Source organism: Oscillospiraceae bacterium, from assembly GCA_025757985.1.
Lineage (GTDB): Bacteria > Bacillota > Clostridia > Oscillospirales > Ruminococcaceae > Gemmiger.
Window position 1 is genome coordinate 1,528,188 of sequence record CP107210.1, and the last position, 17,571, is coordinate 1,545,758.

18 protein-coding genes and 3 pseudogenes are annotated in these 17,571 nt (G+C 45.8%); 10 read left to right on the forward strand and 11 right to left on the reverse strand.

Annotated elements, in window-relative coordinates:
* The 7 genes from OGM67_07610 to OGM67_07640 all read right to left on the reverse strand — a co-directional run bounded on the left by OGM67_07610 (position 1) and on the right by OGM67_07640 (position 5,839).
* Complete coding sequence (locus OGM67_07610) at positions 1 to 825, reverse strand: extracellular solute-binding protein (GenBank protein UYJ36159.1); 825 nt, start codon at positions 823 to 825, stop codon at positions 1 to 3.
* A 373-nt stretch (positions 826 to 1,198) separates the two neighbouring features.
* Complete coding sequence (locus OGM67_07615; protein UYJ36160.1) at positions 1,199 to 2,704, reverse strand: recombinase family protein; 1,506 nt, start codon at positions 2,702 to 2,704, stop codon at positions 1,199 to 1,201.
* Positions 2,705 to 2,790: 86 nt separating this feature from the next.
* Positions 2,791 to 2,976 carry a hypothetical protein gene (locus tag OGM67_07620; GenBank protein UYJ36161.1) on the reverse strand — a complete coding sequence of 62 codons (186 nt, stop codon included), beginning with the start codon at positions 2,974 to 2,976 and terminating at the stop codon, positions 2,791 to 2,793.
* A 137-nt stretch (positions 2,977 to 3,113) separates the two neighbouring features.
* Positions 3,114 to 3,284: a hypothetical protein gene (locus OGM67_07625; GenBank protein ID UYJ36162.1), complete on the reverse strand. Its 171-nt coding sequence runs from the start codon at positions 3,282 to 3,284 to the stop codon at positions 3,114 to 3,116.
* A gap of 345 nt (positions 3,285 to 3,629) precedes the next feature.
* On the reverse strand, positions 3,630 to 4,052 hold the full coding sequence (locus OGM67_07630) for a sigma-70 family RNA polymerase sigma factor (protein UYJ36163.1): 423 nt from the start codon (positions 4,050 to 4,052) through the stop codon (positions 3,630 to 3,632).
* A gap of 450 nt (positions 4,053 to 4,502) precedes the next feature.
* Entirely contained in the window at positions 4,503 to 5,408 is a 906-nt protein-coding gene (locus tag OGM67_07635) for a radical SAM protein (GenBank protein UYJ36164.1), read from the reverse strand.
* A complete protein-coding gene (locus tag OGM67_07640; protein UYJ36165.1) occupies positions 5,408 to 5,839 on the reverse strand; it encodes a GyrI-like domain-containing protein in 432 nt (143 codons plus the stop codon). Before OGM67_07640 ends, OGM67_07635 begins: the two co-directional genes overlap by 1 nt.
* A gap of 100 nt (positions 5,840 to 5,939) precedes the next feature.
* On the opposite strand from OGM67_07640, the gene OGM67_07645 reads away from it, so the two are divergent.
* The 6 genes and pseudogenes from OGM67_07645 (at position 5,940) to OGM67_07670 (ending at position 10,090) form a co-directional block, all read left to right on the forward strand.
* Entirely contained in the window at positions 5,940 to 6,434 is a 495-nt protein-coding gene (locus OGM67_07645; GenBank protein ID UYJ36207.1) for a tyrosine-type recombinase/integrase, read from the forward strand.
* Positions 6,435 to 6,828: 394 nt separating this feature from the next.
* The gene (locus OGM67_07650; protein ID UYJ36166.1) at positions 6,829 to 7,572 is read left to right on the forward strand and encodes a hypothetical protein; all 744 of its coding nucleotides are present in this window, start codon (positions 6,829 to 6,831) and stop codon (positions 7,570 to 7,572) included.
* A 41-nt stretch (positions 7,573 to 7,613) separates the two neighbouring features.
* Positions 7,614 to 7,931, forward strand: coding sequence for an STAS-like domain-containing protein (locus OGM67_07655; GenBank protein ID UYJ36167.1), 318 nt, complete (start codon positions 7,614 to 7,616; stop codon positions 7,929 to 7,931).
* Positions 7,928 to 8,425, forward strand: a complete 498-nt coding sequence (locus tag OGM67_07660) for a hypothetical protein (protein UYJ36168.1) — start codon at positions 7,928 to 7,930, stop codon at positions 8,423 to 8,425. Before OGM67_07655 ends, OGM67_07660 begins: the two co-directional genes overlap by 4 nt.
* Positions 8,426 to 8,855: 430 nt before the next feature.
* Positions 8,856 to 9,218 carry a DUF3846 domain-containing protein gene (locus OGM67_07665; GenBank protein UYJ33478.1) on the forward strand — a complete coding sequence of 121 codons (363 nt, stop codon included), beginning with the start codon at positions 8,856 to 8,858 and terminating at the stop codon, positions 9,216 to 9,218.
* A gap of 95 nt (positions 9,219 to 9,313) precedes the next feature.
* Positions 9,314 to 10,090, forward strand: a pseudogene (locus OGM67_07670) (virulence RhuM family protein).
* A gap of 162 nt (positions 10,091 to 10,252) precedes the next feature.
* On the opposite strand, the gene OGM67_07675 reads toward OGM67_07670, so the two are convergent.
* A complete protein-coding gene (locus tag OGM67_07675) occupies positions 10,253 to 10,891 on the reverse strand; it encodes a DUF1847 domain-containing protein (GenBank protein ID UYJ33479.1) in 639 nt (212 codons plus the stop codon).
* Between the two features lie 749 nt (positions 10,892 to 11,640).
* Between OGM67_07675 and OGM67_07680 the strand changes: the two are divergent.
* The 3 genes and pseudogenes from OGM67_07680 to OGM67_07690 all read left to right on the forward strand — a co-directional run bounded on the left by OGM67_07680 (position 11,641) and on the right by OGM67_07690 (position 12,550).
* Positions 11,641 to 11,934, forward strand: a pseudogene (locus OGM67_07680) (hypothetical protein).
* A gap of 54 nt (positions 11,935 to 11,988) precedes the next feature.
* Positions 11,989 to 12,249 (forward strand): type II toxin-antitoxin system Phd/YefM family antitoxin, encoded by a 261-nt coding sequence (locus tag OGM67_07685; protein ID UYJ33480.1) that lies wholly within the window; start codon positions 11,989 to 11,991, stop codon positions 12,247 to 12,249.
* The gene (locus OGM67_07690) at positions 12,239 to 12,550 is read left to right on the forward strand and encodes a type II toxin-antitoxin system RelE/ParE family toxin (GenBank protein UYJ33481.1); all 312 of its coding nucleotides are present in this window, start codon (positions 12,239 to 12,241) and stop codon (positions 12,548 to 12,550) included. Before OGM67_07685 ends, OGM67_07690 begins: the two co-directional genes overlap by 11 nt.
* A 72-nt stretch (positions 12,551 to 12,622) precedes the next feature.
* Here OGM67_07690 and OGM67_07695 read toward each other — a convergent pair.
* The 3 genes and pseudogenes from OGM67_07695 to OGM67_07705 all read right to left on the reverse strand — a co-directional run bounded on the left by OGM67_07695 (position 12,623) and on the right by OGM67_07705 (position 14,292).
* A pseudogene (locus tag OGM67_07695) lies at positions 12,623 to 12,823 on the reverse strand (alpha/beta hydrolase).
* Positions 12,824 to 12,853: 30 nt separating this feature from the next.
* Positions 12,854 to 13,348 carry an MATE family efflux transporter gene (locus tag OGM67_07700; GenBank protein UYJ33482.1) on the reverse strand — a complete coding sequence of 165 codons (495 nt, stop codon included), beginning with the start codon at positions 13,346 to 13,348 and terminating at the stop codon, positions 12,854 to 12,856.
* Positions 13,349 to 13,428: 80 nt separating this feature from the next.
* Complete coding sequence (locus OGM67_07705; GenBank protein UYJ33483.1) at positions 13,429 to 14,292, reverse strand: AraC family transcriptional regulator; 864 nt, start codon at positions 14,290 to 14,292, stop codon at positions 13,429 to 13,431.
* A 186-nt stretch (positions 14,293 to 14,478) separates the two neighbouring features.
* Between OGM67_07705 and OGM67_07710 the strand changes: the two genes are divergently transcribed.
* Positions 14,479 to 17,550 carry a DUF4981 domain-containing protein gene (locus OGM67_07710; GenBank protein UYJ33484.1) on the forward strand — a complete coding sequence of 1,024 codons (3,072 nt, stop codon included), beginning with the start codon at positions 14,479 to 14,481 and terminating at the stop codon, positions 17,548 to 17,550.
* The last annotated feature ends 21 nt before the right edge of the window (positions 17,551 to 17,571 follow it).

A 17,571-nucleotide genomic window follows, 5' to 3' on the forward strand; every position in this document is an offset into this window, starting at 1 on the left:
CTATTTCGTCAAACATTCCCCAGTGAATAGGAACAGCCTTTCTGGCACCGATTCTCTCTGCAAAATCCTTTGCATCACGTGCATATTCCAAGAGTTGTTAAATCCATCGGTGGTAGAAGCTTCATAGCCGATGTAGTTGCCATACCACCAAGAGTCTTTACCGTCAATGATGATACCGTATTCCTTCTTGGCAGGATTGGTCAGGGTCCGGCAGTATTCCACGTACTCATCCCAGGTTTCGGGAGGAGTGGGCTCACCATTCTCGTCTACCAAACCAGCCGCACGGAACATATCCCTGTTGTAGACCATACCGTAGGTGGTAGTTGTACTGTAAACGGAATAGGTCTTGCCGCCGATGATGGTCTGCGTGGGAATTCCATAATGGCCGTACTTTTCAATGATTGCTTCTGTTCCCGGAATATCTTCCATAGCGCACACTTCATTGCGCTGCACTCTTGCATTGTAATTCAGCTCATAAAAAATATCCGGCTCAGTTCCGGTTTCGTAAGCGACCGTCAGCTTATCGCTCATACCGTCTTGAAAAACATATTCAATCTGAACATTCAGTTTTTTGCCGATGGACTCATTCCACGCTGCAACCTTCTCCGTTAAAAACGCCTTCTGGTGGGCATTGCCGTCCCATATGGTAATGACAGTGGGATCTCCGGAAGAGGTGGATGGCTCCGTAGTAGTCTTTGTGGTCTGCTGAGGGTCGCTGTTCGAAGGCTGCTCGGTTGTGTCGGATGGCTGTGTTCTGCTACAACCGCTTAGACAGGCGAGTATCATGACGATACTCAGAATCAGTGCTAAGATTTTCTTACTCATTTTGTCTCTCCTTGTTTTAGTTTTTTTAATACAGCATATCCAGTGATCACCATATTGCTGTGGTTTAAAATTAGGATAGCACGTGCTGTTCCTAATTTCTACTCCCAAGTTTTGTAGACATTTCCAGTTTTGAGCCATTTCTCAACAAATTTCTAAATAAATTCCATAAAAAAGATTGACTTATCAGATGCTGCGTGTTACGATACCGGGTATGATAGCGTTTTAGAGGGGAGCGATATAAGACGTTTATATTTTCATTGGCCTTACTTCTGATTACTAGCCTATTTTTGATCATCAATCATAAGAAGCAACGGTGTACAAGGGGCTACAAGCAGTATAAAGAAACAAGTGGTTTGATAGAGTGGAAAGAGTGTCAGATTTTCCACTCTATCTTTACATAGTCGCTGGTTGCGCTGATTGAAGAAATCAGGCCGTCAGCGGCTTTTCGTTTGTCCTCAAAGCTGATATTCTCCCAATCGTCCAGATACCCGGCCAGCAATTCAATCTGCTGGGAGGACAGCGTTTCAACGGACAAGTCAGCTATCGCCTTGGACAGCGTTTTGCGGCGGTTGTCCAAATCCTCGATTTTCTTGTTGGCGTAGGCCAGCAAGGTGGCGTTGGCCCCGGTCAGCGTATCAAGCAGTTTTTCAATCTCGGCCTCTACCTGTGCAAGCTCCACCTGATAGGCGGTGATTTTCGGGTTTGCCTTTTCCTCGCCGCCCCGCAGTAGCTTGAACTCCCGGAACTTTTCTCCCATGGCGGTAAAAATGAACTGTTCAAACTCCGTCTTGCGGAGAGTGCCGCACCCCGGACAGCCCTTGTGGTCGGCCCGCTTGGAACAGCGGAGATATTCATAACCAGAGGGATTGTGGGTCGTTTTGAGTGCATACCCGCATTTCCCGCATTTGATTTTCCCGGCCAGCCAAGTGTTACGGGCCTTGCGGCCATTCTGGAAGGTGGTGTTTGTCATCAACTTCTTACGACACCTCAGCCAAACATCAGCAGATACAAAGCCTTCATGGGGCGCAATCACAAGGATCTGGTCTTTCAGGCTCTTGTCCTTGTCTTCCTTCACATCCCGGCCTTGATAGAGGTAGCAGCCATTTGTCCCGGCGAAGTCGGCGGCGTCATTGACTACCACCGTACCCTGACTTTTGAAAAACTCGTACATTTCCAAGTCAGCCTGTGCATAGACGGGGTTGCGTAAAAGCTGGGATAAGTAGGAACGGGTCAATGACTTCCCATATACTTTGATACCCCGTTCCTCAAAATACCGGGTAATATCTCCAAAGGAAGTCTCGGGCTCGGCGTACATTTCAAACATCAGGCGTACATGGCTTGCGGCTATGGGGTCGGCTACCATCATCTTTGTGCGGATATTTTCAACCACCGTCGGCTCCAAGTCGAAGCCATAGGGAGCTTGACCGCTCATGTGAAAGCCTTTCAGGCACCGGGAGTAATAAGCGTCTGTGACACGCTTCTGAATTGTTTCACGTTCAAGCTGGGCGAATACGATACAGATATTCAGCATGGCCCGGCCCATGGGGGTCGAGGTATCGAACTTCTCTGTGGAAGAAACAAACTCCACATCGTATTCCTGAAATAGCTCCATCATATTCGCAAAGTCCAAAATGGAGCGGCTTATTCTGTCCAGTTTGTAGACAACTACCCGGCGAACCTTGCCCTTGCGTATCTCACCAAGGAGCTTTTGAAACTCGGGCCTGTCGGTATTCTTGCCGGAATAACCCTTGTCTTTGAAAACCCGGCAACTGCCGCCTTTCAACTCATACTTGCAGAAATCAATCTGGCTCTCAATGCTGATACTGTCCTTGCGGTCTACGGATTGTCTTGCATAAATTACATCTTCTCTGATATTCATGTTGGGCTCCTTTCCTGTGGAATGGAGCTACCAACCTACAAGTATATTATACCATTGATAGCCCCGAAGGACAATGTTGTCGATGGTCAGGCCGGGGTATCGCTGGCCCTTCTGTACTTGCTGAACACCTCATAAAGACAGCGTTCAATCTCCTTTTTTCGCTTTTCCTTTTCCTTCGGAGAGAGTACCGGCGTAAGACTTTCCAGCACAATGCTTTTCCCCTGAAAATGGACGGTTTTGGTTTCACTCTGATAAGTAACGGATTGTACCATTGAAGCCTCCTTTGCGTAGTTGGTTGACTGCCAGCATTTCCCGCATTGTCCCAGTGGGGAAAAGCGAAAGGACAGCACCCGGCAAAGAGTGCTGTCCTTTCGTTCTTCTCCACACCTCGGGCCAACTTGGCCCGAGGTCAGTATTGCCAATTTTCGTAGTAGTGCGCCGCCTCCTCAACAGCGCAGAAGTCAAAGACTTCATAAAGCTCAACGAGCACCTGATGAATGTCCTTTGCATGGAACCCACAGTTTTCCATGGCTTTGATAACATAGCCACGGCAGGCGTCGTTGCTCCATTCCTCATTCATGGTCAAGACCTTCTTTCTTATAAAGCTGGGGACGCTGACGCTATATGTTTGGCCTGTCACAAGACAACTGTTTTTTCCGTCAGCGTCCCCGCTGGATTGTGCGGCAAATCGGAGCGAATAAGTTGCCAACTTATTCCTTGCGGCCCGTTGCAGATCGTGGCCGTGGAGATGGCTTGTCCCCACCTGCGGCATGAGTAGTTGTCGCTCGTTTTCCTTATGGAAAAGTCTTGGCGTACCTGTTGCTTGGCTCCTTGCCAGGCACTCCGAGTTCCCCGCTATTCAGTTGTGTGAGGAAGGTTCATCCTCTCATTAACCGTGTCAGTTAGAATGGGAAAAGGAATAGGCTCACAGAACTTTTTCCAAATATTTTTTCATGTTCTCCAAGCCACGCTGGATGGCGGCGTTGATGGCCCTTTCCGTCACACCTTCGGCGGCAGCAATCGCTTTGACCGAGTGGTTCAGCAGATAGTGCTCAAACACCCGCTGGCCCTGTGCGTCAGGCAGACTATTCAGCGCATGGCAGATATGTTCAAAGCGTTCCATGCGCTCGATCAGTTCTTGCGGAGAAGGGTTAGAGAAGCAGGCAGAATACTCAATGCCATCCTCGGCATCCAGCGAGTAGTGCGCCTTATTACGATAGATACGACGGCGGCTGGCCTTGATGTACCTCTGACCCGCCAGCAGTTCTTCTGCAACTTCTTCCGTGACTTCGACCATAACATCTTCCATATACCACGGGTAAAATTCCCGCAAATTGATTTCCTTCATTGTGTACCTCCGTTTCGGTGATTGGTGTTGACAGGTAGCCGAAACGGAAGGCGGCGGAGAGCGGCACCGGGGCCGGACTTCGGGCCAAGTTGGCCCGAGGCTCCATATAGACGCAAAAACGCCCGGGCGGCATGAAGCCGCTCGGGCGCATGAAAATGTATTATCTGAATAGTACTGATATATTGTACCTTCGTGGTTAGAATATCCCGGAGGGGGAGCTACGCTTTTTTTAACTGGTGTAGATCATGGATACTGCAAAAAGGCAAAAAGGACACGGCGATACCTCCTCGGACACCGCCATATCCTTAAAAAAGGGCGACTTTATCACACCCTCCGTAAATCCATTTTTTCAAAAGGAAAACGGCGGCTTGATTTCATTTCAAACCGCCGTTAGGCCACTTATATTTTGACGAGCCCGCAAGAACTCAGTCGCCAATACAACGGTTTTTTTTATATGCCGTTGGGCGACTTGCCTGCGAAATCCTTATCAAATAAACTCAACTGAACGTTGTCGCATTTCGTTTCAAATGTGCTCAAGTATTCAAAAATTTTCCTGTTATCATGCACAATTCCGTTCTTCTCGCAAGTATGATGAAATAACTGCATAAGTTCATCATTCTTGTTGCTTACAATTTGATATTGCATACCATAGGTCTGCAAATACTTTTCTTTCATTCCCGGAAATAGATGGTCTAACTGCCTAAAAAAATACTCTCGACTTCCTTCCCGAAGCGTTAATCCCATTCCAAAACAAATGATGCCATAGACTTCGGCTTCAGAGCAGTAGTTCAAAATACCTTTGATATTTTCCTCTGTATCATTGATAAACGGCAAAATAGGACAGAGCCACACAACGGTTGGAATCCCTATGCGACGCAATTCTTTTAGAACTTCAAACCGTGCTTTTGTTGTGCATACATTTGGTTCTATCTTCTTGCATAGTCCCTCATCATATGTAGTCAGCGTCATTTGTATGACGCATTTTGTTTTTTCATTGATTGATTTTAGTAAATCTAAATCACGCAATATCAAGTCTGACTTTGTTATCAGGGAAAAACCATAACCATACCGTTCTGCCAGCTCCAGTGCTTTTCTCACATTTCCAATTTTGCGCTCGATAGGAATATACGGATCTGTCATTGAACCTGTTCCAAGCATACATTTTGAGCGTTTTCGTTTCAGGGCGGCTTCTAATAATTCAATGGCATTTCCTTTGATTTCTATATCCTCAAAATCGTGATCCATGTGATAGACACTACTTCTTGAATCGCAGTATATACAACCGTGCGAGCATCCCCGATATAAATTCATTCCATTCTTTGCAGATAAAATTCCTTTAGCCTCGACAATGTGCATTACACTCTCCCCGCAGGAATCTGTTCAACTGAATAGCGTAAAATCGTCTTTAGCTTGCTTTTTTCAACACGGTTTGCGTTGCTTAAATATATTTCTCTGTGATAGTTCTCTGAACGCCGCAAACCATGTGCTGCTGAAAATTGATCCATTTTTTCAAAAGATACGGGTTCATCGTCAAAAGCACCAACATGGAGAACTTCTACACACAGTCCGTTCTGCATCGTTTCAAAATGAATTTCTTCAAGCAAGGGGTTAGGCTTCTTTATTCTGACCATGCCCAACGCTTCATTTACCATTTCTTCGCTGATGAAATCTGGCTGTCGAATCATAATGGTATATTCCAGTTTTGCTTTGTCAAGGTAATCCCCATTTATTTTTGTCCAGATACCTTCCAGCGGGTAAACTGCGAAGTCATGGATTTCTTCTTGCAAAGATACCGCCTTATAAGATGACTTGACCGCATAGGCTAATGAATACAATTGTGATTTTAAGCAGCGCATCATCAACATCAATCACACACTGATTTACCGTCTGCAAGACGATGGCCGGGTAGAGTACCACATAACCACCCCCAAAACCGAAGCGGGCATCCGAGAAATTCCCATGATGGATGAGGTCTACGATGCTCTGGTTCAACTTAAAAACTGGCAGGTGCTTGTCGGGGATGCCCACGATGAAATCGATGGTTACTCCGGGTTCATCCTAACAAACCGCTTTGGAAACGTATGCAACCCGCATACCATCAACCGCGTCATCGAGCGGATGTACAAAGGCTACAACAAACAGGAAACAGAGCAGGCCCGCGCAGAAGGGCGACAGCCGATGCTGATCCGCCACTTTTCCGTACACAATTTACGCCATACATTCTGTACCCGATTCTGCGAAAATGAAACGAACCTAAAAGTCATTCAGGACATCATGGGCCACGCAGACATCACCACCACAATGAACATTTACGCCGAAGCCACCAAGGAAAAGAAGCAGCAGGCAATGGCAAATCTGAACGGAAAAATCAAGATTATGTAAATAATGTATATGCCGGAGCGGTATTCACAGGATTACCGCTCCGGCACTTTCTGTCCCTATTCCTAAGCATAGTTTAACACATCTAATAATTTCACACAAAATAATATTGCATTTTGAAAGTGAATTTTGTATACTATAATAGTATATACTGCTTTAGTATACTGAGGAAAAAAGATGTTTGTCTATAACTATTTTGCGGAAGACCATCGGTTATATGTCTCTATTCCTTTAGAAATCACTTTTGATCGAACATTTCTTGACGATATTGTGGGATTGTTTGATGCAGTGGTTACTCGAAAGGATTGTACGCAGGTTCTTATCTCATGCAAGGACGAAAAAAGCACCAAACTATGATAAGCTTGTACTTGCGTATCTTTATTGTAGTATAGGACATTTGGCAAAATCTGTAAAGGATGTTAAGATACTCTGGCATAAGAATTTGTCGCAGAGAGTTATATCTACGGTTCATCCGACGCACGGGAAATTCGTTTCTACCGAAAAAATTGAAGATTTAATTAAGTCTCCTAACTTAAATATCTACTATTTTGATTCAGATAAAGATGTCGAAATGGCGTTGCATGAAATATCCAATTTTATGGTATCATACAATCTTTCGGCAAATCCCGATGTACTAAAAGAGTATTTTACAACAGTCATTGGTGAGATCGTTTCTAACTCTTATAACCATAGCGCACAAGAACGTGTGTTTTTAATGTACGATGTTTTGTATGAGGAAAATTCCTTTACGCTTTGTGTAAATATTATTGATTATGGTAAAACTATTATTGAAAATGTGCATGATTATTTCTTGAGAAAAAGAGTCTCAAAGAATATAGATCCAAAGGAAGCGTTAAGTTGGGCAATTCAAAAGGGAAATACAACACGCGAGGGATCTGGAGGATATGGACTACCAACTCTAATAGAGTATTTGCAAAAGGTTAACGGAGAATTGTGCATCTTTTCTGGAAATGCTTACTATATGTTAAAGAGTGATGGTTCCCAAATAACAGATATGTCTCGCGGATACTTAAGTGGAACAAATGTTACATTTAAAATCAAGCTATTTAATTTTGATAAAATGGTGTTTTTGGATCCAACGGGAGAAAGTATCGAAGCGATTTCATTGGATCAGCTATAAAATAGCATGTGTTGTCACATCATATCAATTGGGAGGTTGCTATGGTAATTTATATAAGAGATTATGCAAATGGAGCATCTGCAATTTCTTATGAGGACGGTAAGAGATGCTTTGATACAATTTCTTGTAGCATAAATGAAAATGGAATTACTGATAATACAATCATCTTGGATTTTTCTGGGATAGACTTTGTGATTACGGCGTTCTTAAATCCTGTGATCGGTGATATGATACTCAACTACGGTGACGATATTATGTCAAAAGTACAAATCCGCAATGCCAACAGCGCTATTATTGAGAAAATCCGCCTTGTGAAAGAAGGTGCGCTTTTGAAGAGAGAGGATTTGAACGAAGAATGACTTTTTTAGATACATGTGTATGGTTGGAGGTTTGTGCTACAGCGCTTCCTTCATCACCAGCAGATGCAAGTCGCGTTCAGGCGGCAAGTGCATTACTGGCAAGATTGCAAACCTCTGGTGAAATAATTGTAACTTGTGAAGAACAATTGGTTGAAATTATTCAAGCTGTCCAAAAAAGCAAATTACGCGAATTCAATAGATTGCGAAGGGAAGGGCAGCGTGGAGCAGGAAATTTAAAAGACTTTAGACATATGCCAGAATTTCAGAACACAAAGGCCCTTTGTGAGCAAGTTATATCGGATGTGGAAACCTTATCACAGTTAAAACCTTTATCGGATTATCCAATCCATAGCATTATCAGCAATTTGCATTTGGTAGACATAAATGATTATCTCTATTATCAGTACTGTGTAACAAACAATATTGATTTTTATACATTTGATGGAGATTTTGAAGATCTTATATCCAATGAGCATATACATATTTTATCGTGAAAGAAGTTGCTGATATAGTTAGGATTATGGAAGAATCTGTCAACGTGCTTTTGCATGAGATTTGATTTGTCAAAGTTCATCAGTCGACAGCCCACCCTTTGTGCTACATCATCATTGCACTCAACTAGTTAACAACTCTTTTCGATAGATATTTATCCTGATTAGATGCGATGTCTATCCCGGTTTATCACGCGGTTCATGTACCAAACCGTGTACCAAATGCCGAAAGCGTGATAGAATAATACATAATATGATAAAACTGCAATTTGCGGTGTATCGCAGTAATGTCCCAATGATGAACCAAGATATAACTATCAAATGAGCGAATCGTGCAAGTCCCCACGATGAAGCCCATCGACTAAAAAGCATTGATTCCACGCCTTTTATCAACCCGGTTTGGCTGATTTGACACCACATTGACACCAAACTTGTGCAGAAAAGGCTTTACAAGAAAGCAGAGAGTTATCCTCTTACGGATGACTCTCTGCTTTTTTGTTTATGTAGTTGTGCATTTCTGCGCGGAAGCAATGCGGTGATACTACCGAACCGCTTATATGGTCCAACGGATTTCTTCGCAGGTCCGTTTCTGATATGCGGAGACGGTGGTGAAGATCTGATAAGTTTGACGGATAGTCAAATTGCAAAATATGAGAAAAAATATCACTCACCCCTGATTTTCCTTGAGCTATATCCGAAGCCGATTACTCTCAAATGCACACCAGAATTGTATGGCAAATGTATGGGAGAGGAACATCAGCATGATACACAAGAAAATGAACGTGATGAGAGATAAGTCCATTTGTATGGAAAATCGTGAAAATGGGCTTTGCTCTTATTGAAAAGCATGATATACTATTCTTACATTGTACTGATGTAAGGAGAGCAGCGATGGCAGGCAAAGAACGGTATGTTCGTAACAGCACAGCAGATTTTCTTGTTTTCACGAAAGATTCAGAGACAGATGGCATAGAAGTTCGCGTTCAGGATCACGAGGTCTGGCTGACGCAAAAAGGCATCGGACAACTGTTTGATGTTGACCGCAGTGTTGTTGCCAAACATCTGCGGAATATTTTTGCGGAAAATGAATTATCCGAAAGTACAACTTGTGCAAAATTTGCACAAGTTGCAGATAATGGCAAGACCTATCACTACAAATTCTACTCCCTGCCCGCCATTATTGCTGTTGGTTACCGCACCAATTCCACCCGTGCCACGCAATTCCGTCAATGGGCAACCAAAGTGCTGGATACATTTACCCGGCAGGGATATGTTCTGGATAAGGATCGGCTTATTAATGGGCAAATCTTTGATGAAGATTACTTCGACCATTTGGTTTCCGAAATACAGGAAATCCGCGCCAGCGAGCGCCGCTTTTACCAGAAAATTACGGACATTTATGCTACTGCCGTAGATTACTCGGTAGACAGCAAAACGACCAAAGACTTTTTTGCAACCGTTCAGAATAAAATGCACTACGCTGTTCATGGCAGTACTGCCGCAGAAGTCATTGTGCAACGGGCAGACCACACAAAAGACCACATGGGGTTGACCTCATGGAAGAATGCCCCAAACGGGAAGATAGTCAAAGCCGATGTTTCTATTGCAAAGAACTATTTGCAGCAAGATGAGTTACAAGAACTGAATGAGATTGTAACAATGTACATCTTTCGGAGCAGCCCCATTGGAAAGCAGGTTGCTGGTGTAAGTGTGACGTAACTACAGAAAGAGAACATACAGCGTGTTGTGTGTTCTTTTTTTCGTTGGATAAAAAGAGAAATGCTTGAATGGGATATCTTTATGTATCTTTAAACGCCCAAATTAGAAATATTACTCTTCTTCACTCTTCTTCAACTTCGAATAATAACTATCCGCAGTATAAAGCGCCGCCACCGGATTATGCCCCAATACACGGTCTTTCGTCACTGCTGTCGTAGTCAGTGCCTCGGAATATTTGTAAAACAGACTGTCATGCCCCACACAAAGTCCGACCACAACATTCAGGTCCGTCTTCGCCTTGTTCAGAAGCTTTGCCTGCAGGATTGGATTACACATATTCACACCGACACCTTCGCAGCATTCCGGGATGCCGACCGATGTCTTCTTCTGTGTTCCGGCTTTACAGCCGACACCATACACCTCAAAGCCATGTCTGCGCAGGATATCTGCCAGGATACGGCTTTCTTTCAACAATCCGACACAGGTTGCGATCCCGATCTTTTTCGCATTAATCTTCTTTGCAAAATCCATGATTTCTTCGACACGGGTATGTTTGCAGTAATTCTCATACTCTACTTCAGCTGCAGCGATTGTTACTTTGCGGTTCTCGTCTTCATTGTAGCATTCCATAGCTTCATTTAGAACTTCTTCATCCATGTGTGTTGTCAGACAGAAATCCGGATAGGTTTTATCCATTTTGTTGCAGTTTTTTACTGCGCAGTCGATACAGGACATGTCTTCTTTTTTCATTTTTTCATTCTCCTTTTGTATACCTTGGTATCTACAGAGGCCTGCCACTGGCAGATTCTCTAGATTAAGCTTTACTTTGTAAAATATCCTCTATTTACTTCATAATAACAAATACTTATACTACAGACAATGGTTTTCCGTTTTTATTTTCTTATTTTTTGTAGTTCTTTTCTATGAGAAACGTTCCCCGATTCAGGGGTGATTTGTCATGAATTGTCGATTCTGATTTTTGAAAAATTATTGAAAATTATCTTTTTAAACTTGAAGATATATAACAGTCTCTCTGATAGACCATCATCTTTGGATTTAGTCAAGCATTTATCAAAAAACTAAAGATGTACCGTTTCACCAAATAGGCGGGACGTACTTCATTTGATAAAAAACTAAAAAACAGCGATTTACATCAAACTAAGAAATTATCGATATGGGAAATTGATAACTCCCAGTTTGCCTTTGTATCCCTTATTCATAATACTTGAAGACCCAAAGATGAAAATTATCGGGTGATAAAACAGTAGATTTAACAGGCGCTCTCTGCAAATCCTCAAGATGAGGTGAATTTGCAGAGAGCGCTTGTTTGTATCAAAGCAGAGAATTGTATAATTTCGTGCAATGTGTTCAAAGTACAAATTATAGGACAGGCAATGATTTATAATAGAAGTATCGAAGGGAGCGGTTCCCTTCCCCAATACAAAGCGGAGGTAACTACTATGCTGAAGGATATGGATTTCGGGGTCTATGGTAAGGGCATGTACGCCGCTATTGCGCCGATTCCGCTGTCTACATTCGCGTGTGAGCCTACAAGCAGTGTGGGTAAAAACTTCATCCGCAGTTATGCGGGTGTGTGTTTGCAGGGCATGGTGATTGCGTTGTCCTGCATTATTTTATCCGCCATCTCGTCCAGCCCGCCCGCCGTGGATACCAGCGCATCTGTTGTCACCGCCGTTTGGACCTATGTCGGAGAACTGGCGTTCAACCTGCTGGTGCTGGTAGGAGCCATCAAGGGCTGCGACCGCATCGTCAAGGAAATTATGGGATTGTGAGTTGCAGGCGCGGCTTTTTTGTGGTATAATAGAGCCACGAAAGGAGCTGAGACTATGCCTGAAATTATTCCGATTCGTGATTTAAAGAACACCAACGCAATTTCCCAACGCTGTCATGAAACAGCAGAACCTATCTTTGTAACCAAAAACGGTTATGGTGATATGGTTATCATGAGCATGGAAGCCTATGAGCACCAACAAATCATGAATGATGTATACGCAAAGCTGGCAACGGCTGAAGCACAGCACGAAGCTGGAATGGGGCGATCTCTTGCTGATATTCTAAAAGAAACGGGCAAGAAGTATGAGTTATAATGTCATTTTGCTGCCAGCAGCTGAGGATGATTACCAAGAAATCTTGCGATACTTTGAGAGACAGTTCGACTCTCAGCAGGCAATTCGTTCGTTTGTAAAAGATTTTGGTGAAGTGCTGCTTCGTTTGGAAGAGACTCCTACAATTTATGGGTACTCCCGCGACGAGGTGCTTCGGCAGAGAGAATACAGGAAGTTCTTGATTGGAAGATATGTGGCTCTCTTCAAAATTGATGAGCCAAGAAATGCCGTGGAAATTTACAGAATCTTCCACGGAACACAAAATTATACGAAATATTTATAATGAAGAACGCCGCTGTGCAGATTGCATAGCGGCGCTTTTGTTTACAGGAGGTGTCTTTTATCGAAATCAAAATATGATGAGCAATTCCTTGTTATCGCCGGTCAGCTTGCTGTATGCCGTCTCGCTGAAATAGCGGGAGTGCGCTTTCTCTCCGTGTACCAGCAGCACGGCAGAGCGAATCTCGCTGCTGTATTGCAAGATCGGCATCTTCAGGAACGACAGCGAGGACGTCACGTTCCAGCCGCCGTTGGAGTTCAGACTGCGGGGATGGTATCGTTCATCATTTCTCCTCATTGGAACATGTTATAAGATATTTTTGTGGCGATGCCATGCCATTATTATGAGAGCAATGAGCATAGTGGCGGTTTCCGCAACAGGAAATGCAAGCCAGATTCCGTTCAGTTGGAATAATTTGTTCAGACACCATAAGGCAGGAACAAGGAAAAGCAGTTGTCTGCATAATTGAATCGCTATGCTGGAACCTACTTTTTCTGTCGCCTGAAAATAGGTGGAAATCATGGTAGAGAGACCGCAAAACAGATAGCTTGCCGCCATGATTCGCATAGCGGATATTCCAAAGGAGCGCATGGCTTCCGACGCTGTAAATAATTCCAAAAGCTGCGCCGGAAAGAAGTTGACGGTCAATGTTCCCAGTATCATCATACCGGAGACCAAAGCGGTTCCGTATCGGAAAGCGGAGTGCAGCCTATCTCTGTTTCCCGCACCGTAGTTAAACCGCATAATAGGCAAACAGCCCTGAATCAAGCCGTTTACTGTCATAACGATCAGCTGCTGCACCTTAAAATACGCACCGAAGAATGCAATCGCCGTATCGGAATCATAATACTCTCATTCATTAGCAGATAATCTCTCGCGCCTTATACTGCCTCAGTAGGGATCATTTCTTTCCTATACTGCGCCGGTGACTTCCCTATCTCTTTCTTAAACACCCTGCTGAAATACAGCGGGTTCTCATACCCTACGATTTCGGAAATTTCCTTGATGTTGTAGGTCGTCCGCTCCAACAGGCTTTGGGCGTTGACCATGCGCAAGGAGAGGATGTACTGGGCCGGGGACATACCTGCGTACTGTTTGAAATTGTGTATAAACCAGTTGGTGCTGATGTGCAGGGATTCCGCATAATCGTCTATGCTGATCTTTGTGTTATAGTTCTCGTTGAAGTAAGCCGCCGCGCGTTCAATTTGCTCTTGGACGTTGCCGGTGGTTTTTTTCTGTTCATGCTGTTGGCGGTCCACCAACAGCAGAATATCGTTGAACAGCGATGCAATATAGTCCTCGTACCCATAGCGGCACAGCTGCAACTCCTGAATGATTTTGCGGAACAACGCCTTGTAATCCGGCAGCACACCGCAGTAGAACACATGCTCATCGAGCGAGATGCCGTGATACTCCAGTATGTTCTTTACATCACTGCCTGTGAAGTGAATCCAGAAAACTTCCGGGTTATCTTCCAGATAATATACATATTTTTGGATTTCTTCCGGCTTGTAAAGCACCATATGACCCGCGCTGACGATTTCTTCCTTGCCGTCAAACCAGAAATGCGTCTTGCCGTTTGCCACATATAAAATCTGGTAATCCCTGCGCCCTTTCTGCCAGTAAGTCGGTAGTTTGGGGCGCGTTTTCAGCCGGTAGGTGCCACAGCTGCCCACCACCAACGGCGTGGAGTTGTCTTTGAAATCTGTACGGGAATTGTTCAGATATCCAGCGTTAATGTACACAAAAATTCCCTCCTGTTTTTGTGAATATTGCTAGGTGCTTCGTCCATTTTACCTTCACTTTACAAAAAGCCATTGATTTTGTGCATATTTAGTGCAATACCGTTTATGTTTTATTGTATATAGAAATTGTATAATAATTTCAGACGAAACGCAAGCAGAACTGTATAAATCACAGGAGGAGAATGGATGATTATTCCGCACTATTACGAGGACCCGCACACGCTGCATGTGGGTACCATGCCGAATCGTGCCTATTACATTCCGGCATCCCGGCGCAGCGATGCCTTAGTCGAGCACCGCGAGACCTCGGATCGCTTCCAGCTTTTGAACGGAAGCTGGAAATTTCGGTACTACGCCAGTATTTATGACTTGCAGGATGCTTTCTATGAGGTCGGCTATGATGCCTCCGCTTTTGACAGCATCCCGGTCCCCAGCGTGTGGCAGAACCACGGTTACGACCACCACCAGTACACCAACATCCGTTATCCATTTCCCGCTGATCCGCCGTATGTTCCCAAAGAGAATCCCTGCGGCGCTTACCTCTACGACTTCACCTACCAAAAGGATGCCGCTGCCCCGCGCGCATTTCTGAATTTTGAGGGCGTTGCCTCCTGCTTCTACGTCTGGCTCAACGGTCAGTTTGTCGGGTACAGTCAGGTCGCCCATTCCACAAGCGAGTTCGATGTAACGAAGTTTTTGCAGGACGGCACCAACCATCTGGCGGTCCTCGTGCTGAAATGGTGCGATGGCAGTTACATGGAAGATCAGGATATGTTCCGCATGAACGGCATTTTCCGTGATGTCTACCTGCTGCACCGACCGGAACAGTGCATCGAGGACTATTTCATCACCACCGACATCCACGGCAGTACCGCAGAGGTTGCTGTCCGCCTGCGTTACTACGATTCCGCCGTTGCCACCCGCATCACCCTCTACGATGCAGCCGGCACGATGGTCGGCAGCGTAACGCCCGTGGAAGCACCGGATGATGCGGCATTCCCCTATCATGCAGAAATCACCGTTGTTGACCCGACACTCTGGAATGCAGAGCAGCCCTACTTATATACCCTTGTGTTGGACACGCCTAACGAGACTATTACGGACCGTGTCGGCATCCGTGAGGTTCATGTTGCCAACAACCAGATTTATGTCAACGGCCAGTCCATCAAGTTCCACGGTGTAAACCGCCACGAATCCGACCCCGTCACGGGATATGCTGTTGGCTTTGAGCAGACGAAAAAAGACCTGCTCATGATTAAAAAGCACAACTTCAATGCCATCCGCACCAGCCATTACCCGGATGTGCCTTACTTCTACCAGCTCTGCGACCAGTACGGCTTCTTTGTCATTGATGAAGCCGACAACGAGAGCCACGGTGCGTCCGAATACTATTGCGAGGGCAACGAAAGCTGGCCCAACCACGTTGAAAACTGGAACAAGCCCATCGCAGACAACCCGGAGTTCACCGAGGCCACCGTAGACCGCACCCGCCTCTGCGTGGAGCGTGACAAGAACCGTCCCTGCGTCATCATCTGGTCGATGGGCAACGAGAGCGCCTACGGCTGCACGTTCGAAGAAGCGCTGGCATGGACAAAGAGTTTTGACCCCCGCCGCCTGACCCACTACGAGAGCGCCCAGTACCGCAGCAAGAACCGTAAATATGATTTCTCGAACATTGATATGTTCAGCAATATGTACCCTTCTCTCGAAAGCATTCAGGAATATCTGGACAACGAGCCGGACAAACCCTATATCATGTGCGAGTACAGCCACTGCATGGGCAACGGCCCCGGCGATTTGGAGGATTACTTCCAGTTCATTCAGAGCCATGACGGCTTGGTCGGCGGTTTCCTGTGGGAATGGTGCGACCACGGTATTTATAAAGGGAAGATGCCCGACGGCCGCGACATCTATTATTACGGCGGCGACCACAATGAGTGGCCGCATGACGGCAATTTCTGCATGGACGGTCTGGTCTACCCCGACCGCCGCCCGCACACCGGGCTGTTGGAGTTCAAGAACATCTATCGCCCGGCGCGTGTTGTGAAGTACGACCGGGAATCCGGCATGCTCACGCTGCATAACTACATGGACTTTGTTGATTTGACTGAGTATGCCGCACTAACCTATCAGGTAAGCTGCGACGGCAAGGTCATCGACAACGGCTTCATCCCCTACCCTGACGGTTTCACCCTGCCGCCGCACAGCGAAAGCGCCTTGCCGTTGGCCGTCCATATTCCCGACAAAGGCAAGTGTTTCCTGAAAATCTTCTACCATTGCAAAAAAGACCTGCCCTTGCGTTCGGAAGATCATCTTCTGGGGTTTGATGAAATCCTGCTGGAAAACGAAGACAGCCGCAACCAGAAAACCTTGGCTATGTGGAGTGATGCCCCTTCCAACAGCACAATCACTGTTCAGGAGACGGACCGCCATTTGACGCTGCGCGGCAAGAACTTCACCTACAACTTTAATAAGCTGACGGGTCTGTTCGCCGCGATGCAGTACGAGGATGCAGTCCTGTTGGACAAGGAAATGGAGTTCAACATCTGGCGTGCTCCTACGGACAATGACCGCAAGCTGAAGCTGGATTGGCTGGCTGCCCGCTATGACCACTGTATGACCAATGCCTACCGCACCGAGTATCAGGTGACGGACAGCGGTGTGACTCTGCGCGCCAAAGTCGGCATTGCACCGATCAGCTTGCAGAAATTCCTTGATTTGGATGTCTGCTGGACGGTTTCCAACAGCGGTGCAGTAACGCTGGCACTGCACGCTGAGCGCAACACGGTATTCCCCGAACTGCCGCGCTTTGGCCTGCGCCTGTTCCTGCCAAAAGAAATGGCCCGCGTCAGTTACTTCGGCATGGGTCCGATGGAAAGCTACTGCGACAAGCACCATGCTGCCAGCCACGACTACTTCAGTTCCACCATCTGGCAGCAGCACGAGGACTACATTCGCCCGCAGGAGAACGGCAGTCACTATGATTGCGATTATGTCCAACTGGATGGCGCGGGCATCAAGCTTACCGCTGTCGGTGCAAAGCCGTTCTGCTTCAACGCCTCGCACTACACGCAGGAAGAGTTGACTGAAAAGGCGCACAACTATGAGCTGCATCCCTGTGACAGCACCGTTCTCTGCCTTGACTATGCACAGAACGGCATCGGCTCTGCCAGCTGCGGGCCGCGTCTGGCGGAGCAGTACCGCCTTGACGACGCTTCCTTCGATTTCAGCATCCGTTTGATTCCTGAAAAAGCATAACCCCTACACAAAAGAATGGAG

Coding starts and splice junctions, on each gene's coding strand:
- OGM67_07710 (UYJ33484.1), top strand. CDS start 14,479: ATGATTATTCCGCACTATTACGAGGACCCGCACACGCTGCATGTGGGT.
- OGM67_07685 (UYJ33480.1), top strand. CDS start 11,989: ATGCCTGAAATTATTCCGATTCGTGATTTAAAGAACACCAACGCAATT.
- OGM67_07610 (UYJ36159.1), bottom strand. CDS start 825: ATGAGTAAGAAAATCTTAGCACTGATTCTGAGTATCGTCATGATACTC.
- OGM67_07675 (UYJ33479.1), bottom strand. CDS start 10,891: ATGAAAAAAGAAGACATGTCCTGTATCGACTGCGCAGTAAAAAACTGC.
- OGM67_07630 (UYJ36163.1), bottom strand. CDS start 4,052: ATGAAGGAAATCAATTTGCGGGAATTTTACCCGTGGTATATGGAAGAT.
- OGM67_07635 (UYJ36164.1), bottom strand. CDS start 5,408: ATGCACATTGTCGAGGCTAAAGGAATTTTATCTGCAAAGAATGGAATG.
- OGM67_07655 (UYJ36167.1), top strand. CDS start 7,614: ATGGTAATTTATATAAGAGATTATGCAAATGGAGCATCTGCAATTTCT.
- OGM67_07615 (UYJ36160.1), bottom strand. CDS start 2,704: ATGAATATCAGAGAAGATGTAATTTATGCAAGACAATCCGTAGACCGC.
- OGM67_07620 (UYJ36161.1), bottom strand. CDS start 2,976: ATGGTACAATCCGTTACTTATCAGAGTGAAACCAAAACCGTCCATTTT.
- OGM67_07690 (UYJ33481.1), top strand. CDS start 12,239: ATGAGTTATAATGTCATTTTGCTGCCAGCAGCTGAGGATGATTACCAA.
- OGM67_07625 (UYJ36162.1), bottom strand. CDS start 3,284: ATGAATGAGGAATGGAGCAACGACGCCTGCCGTGGCTATGTTATCAAA.
- OGM67_07660 (UYJ36168.1), top strand. CDS start 7,928: ATGACTTTTTTAGATACATGTGTATGGTTGGAGGTTTGTGCTACAGCG.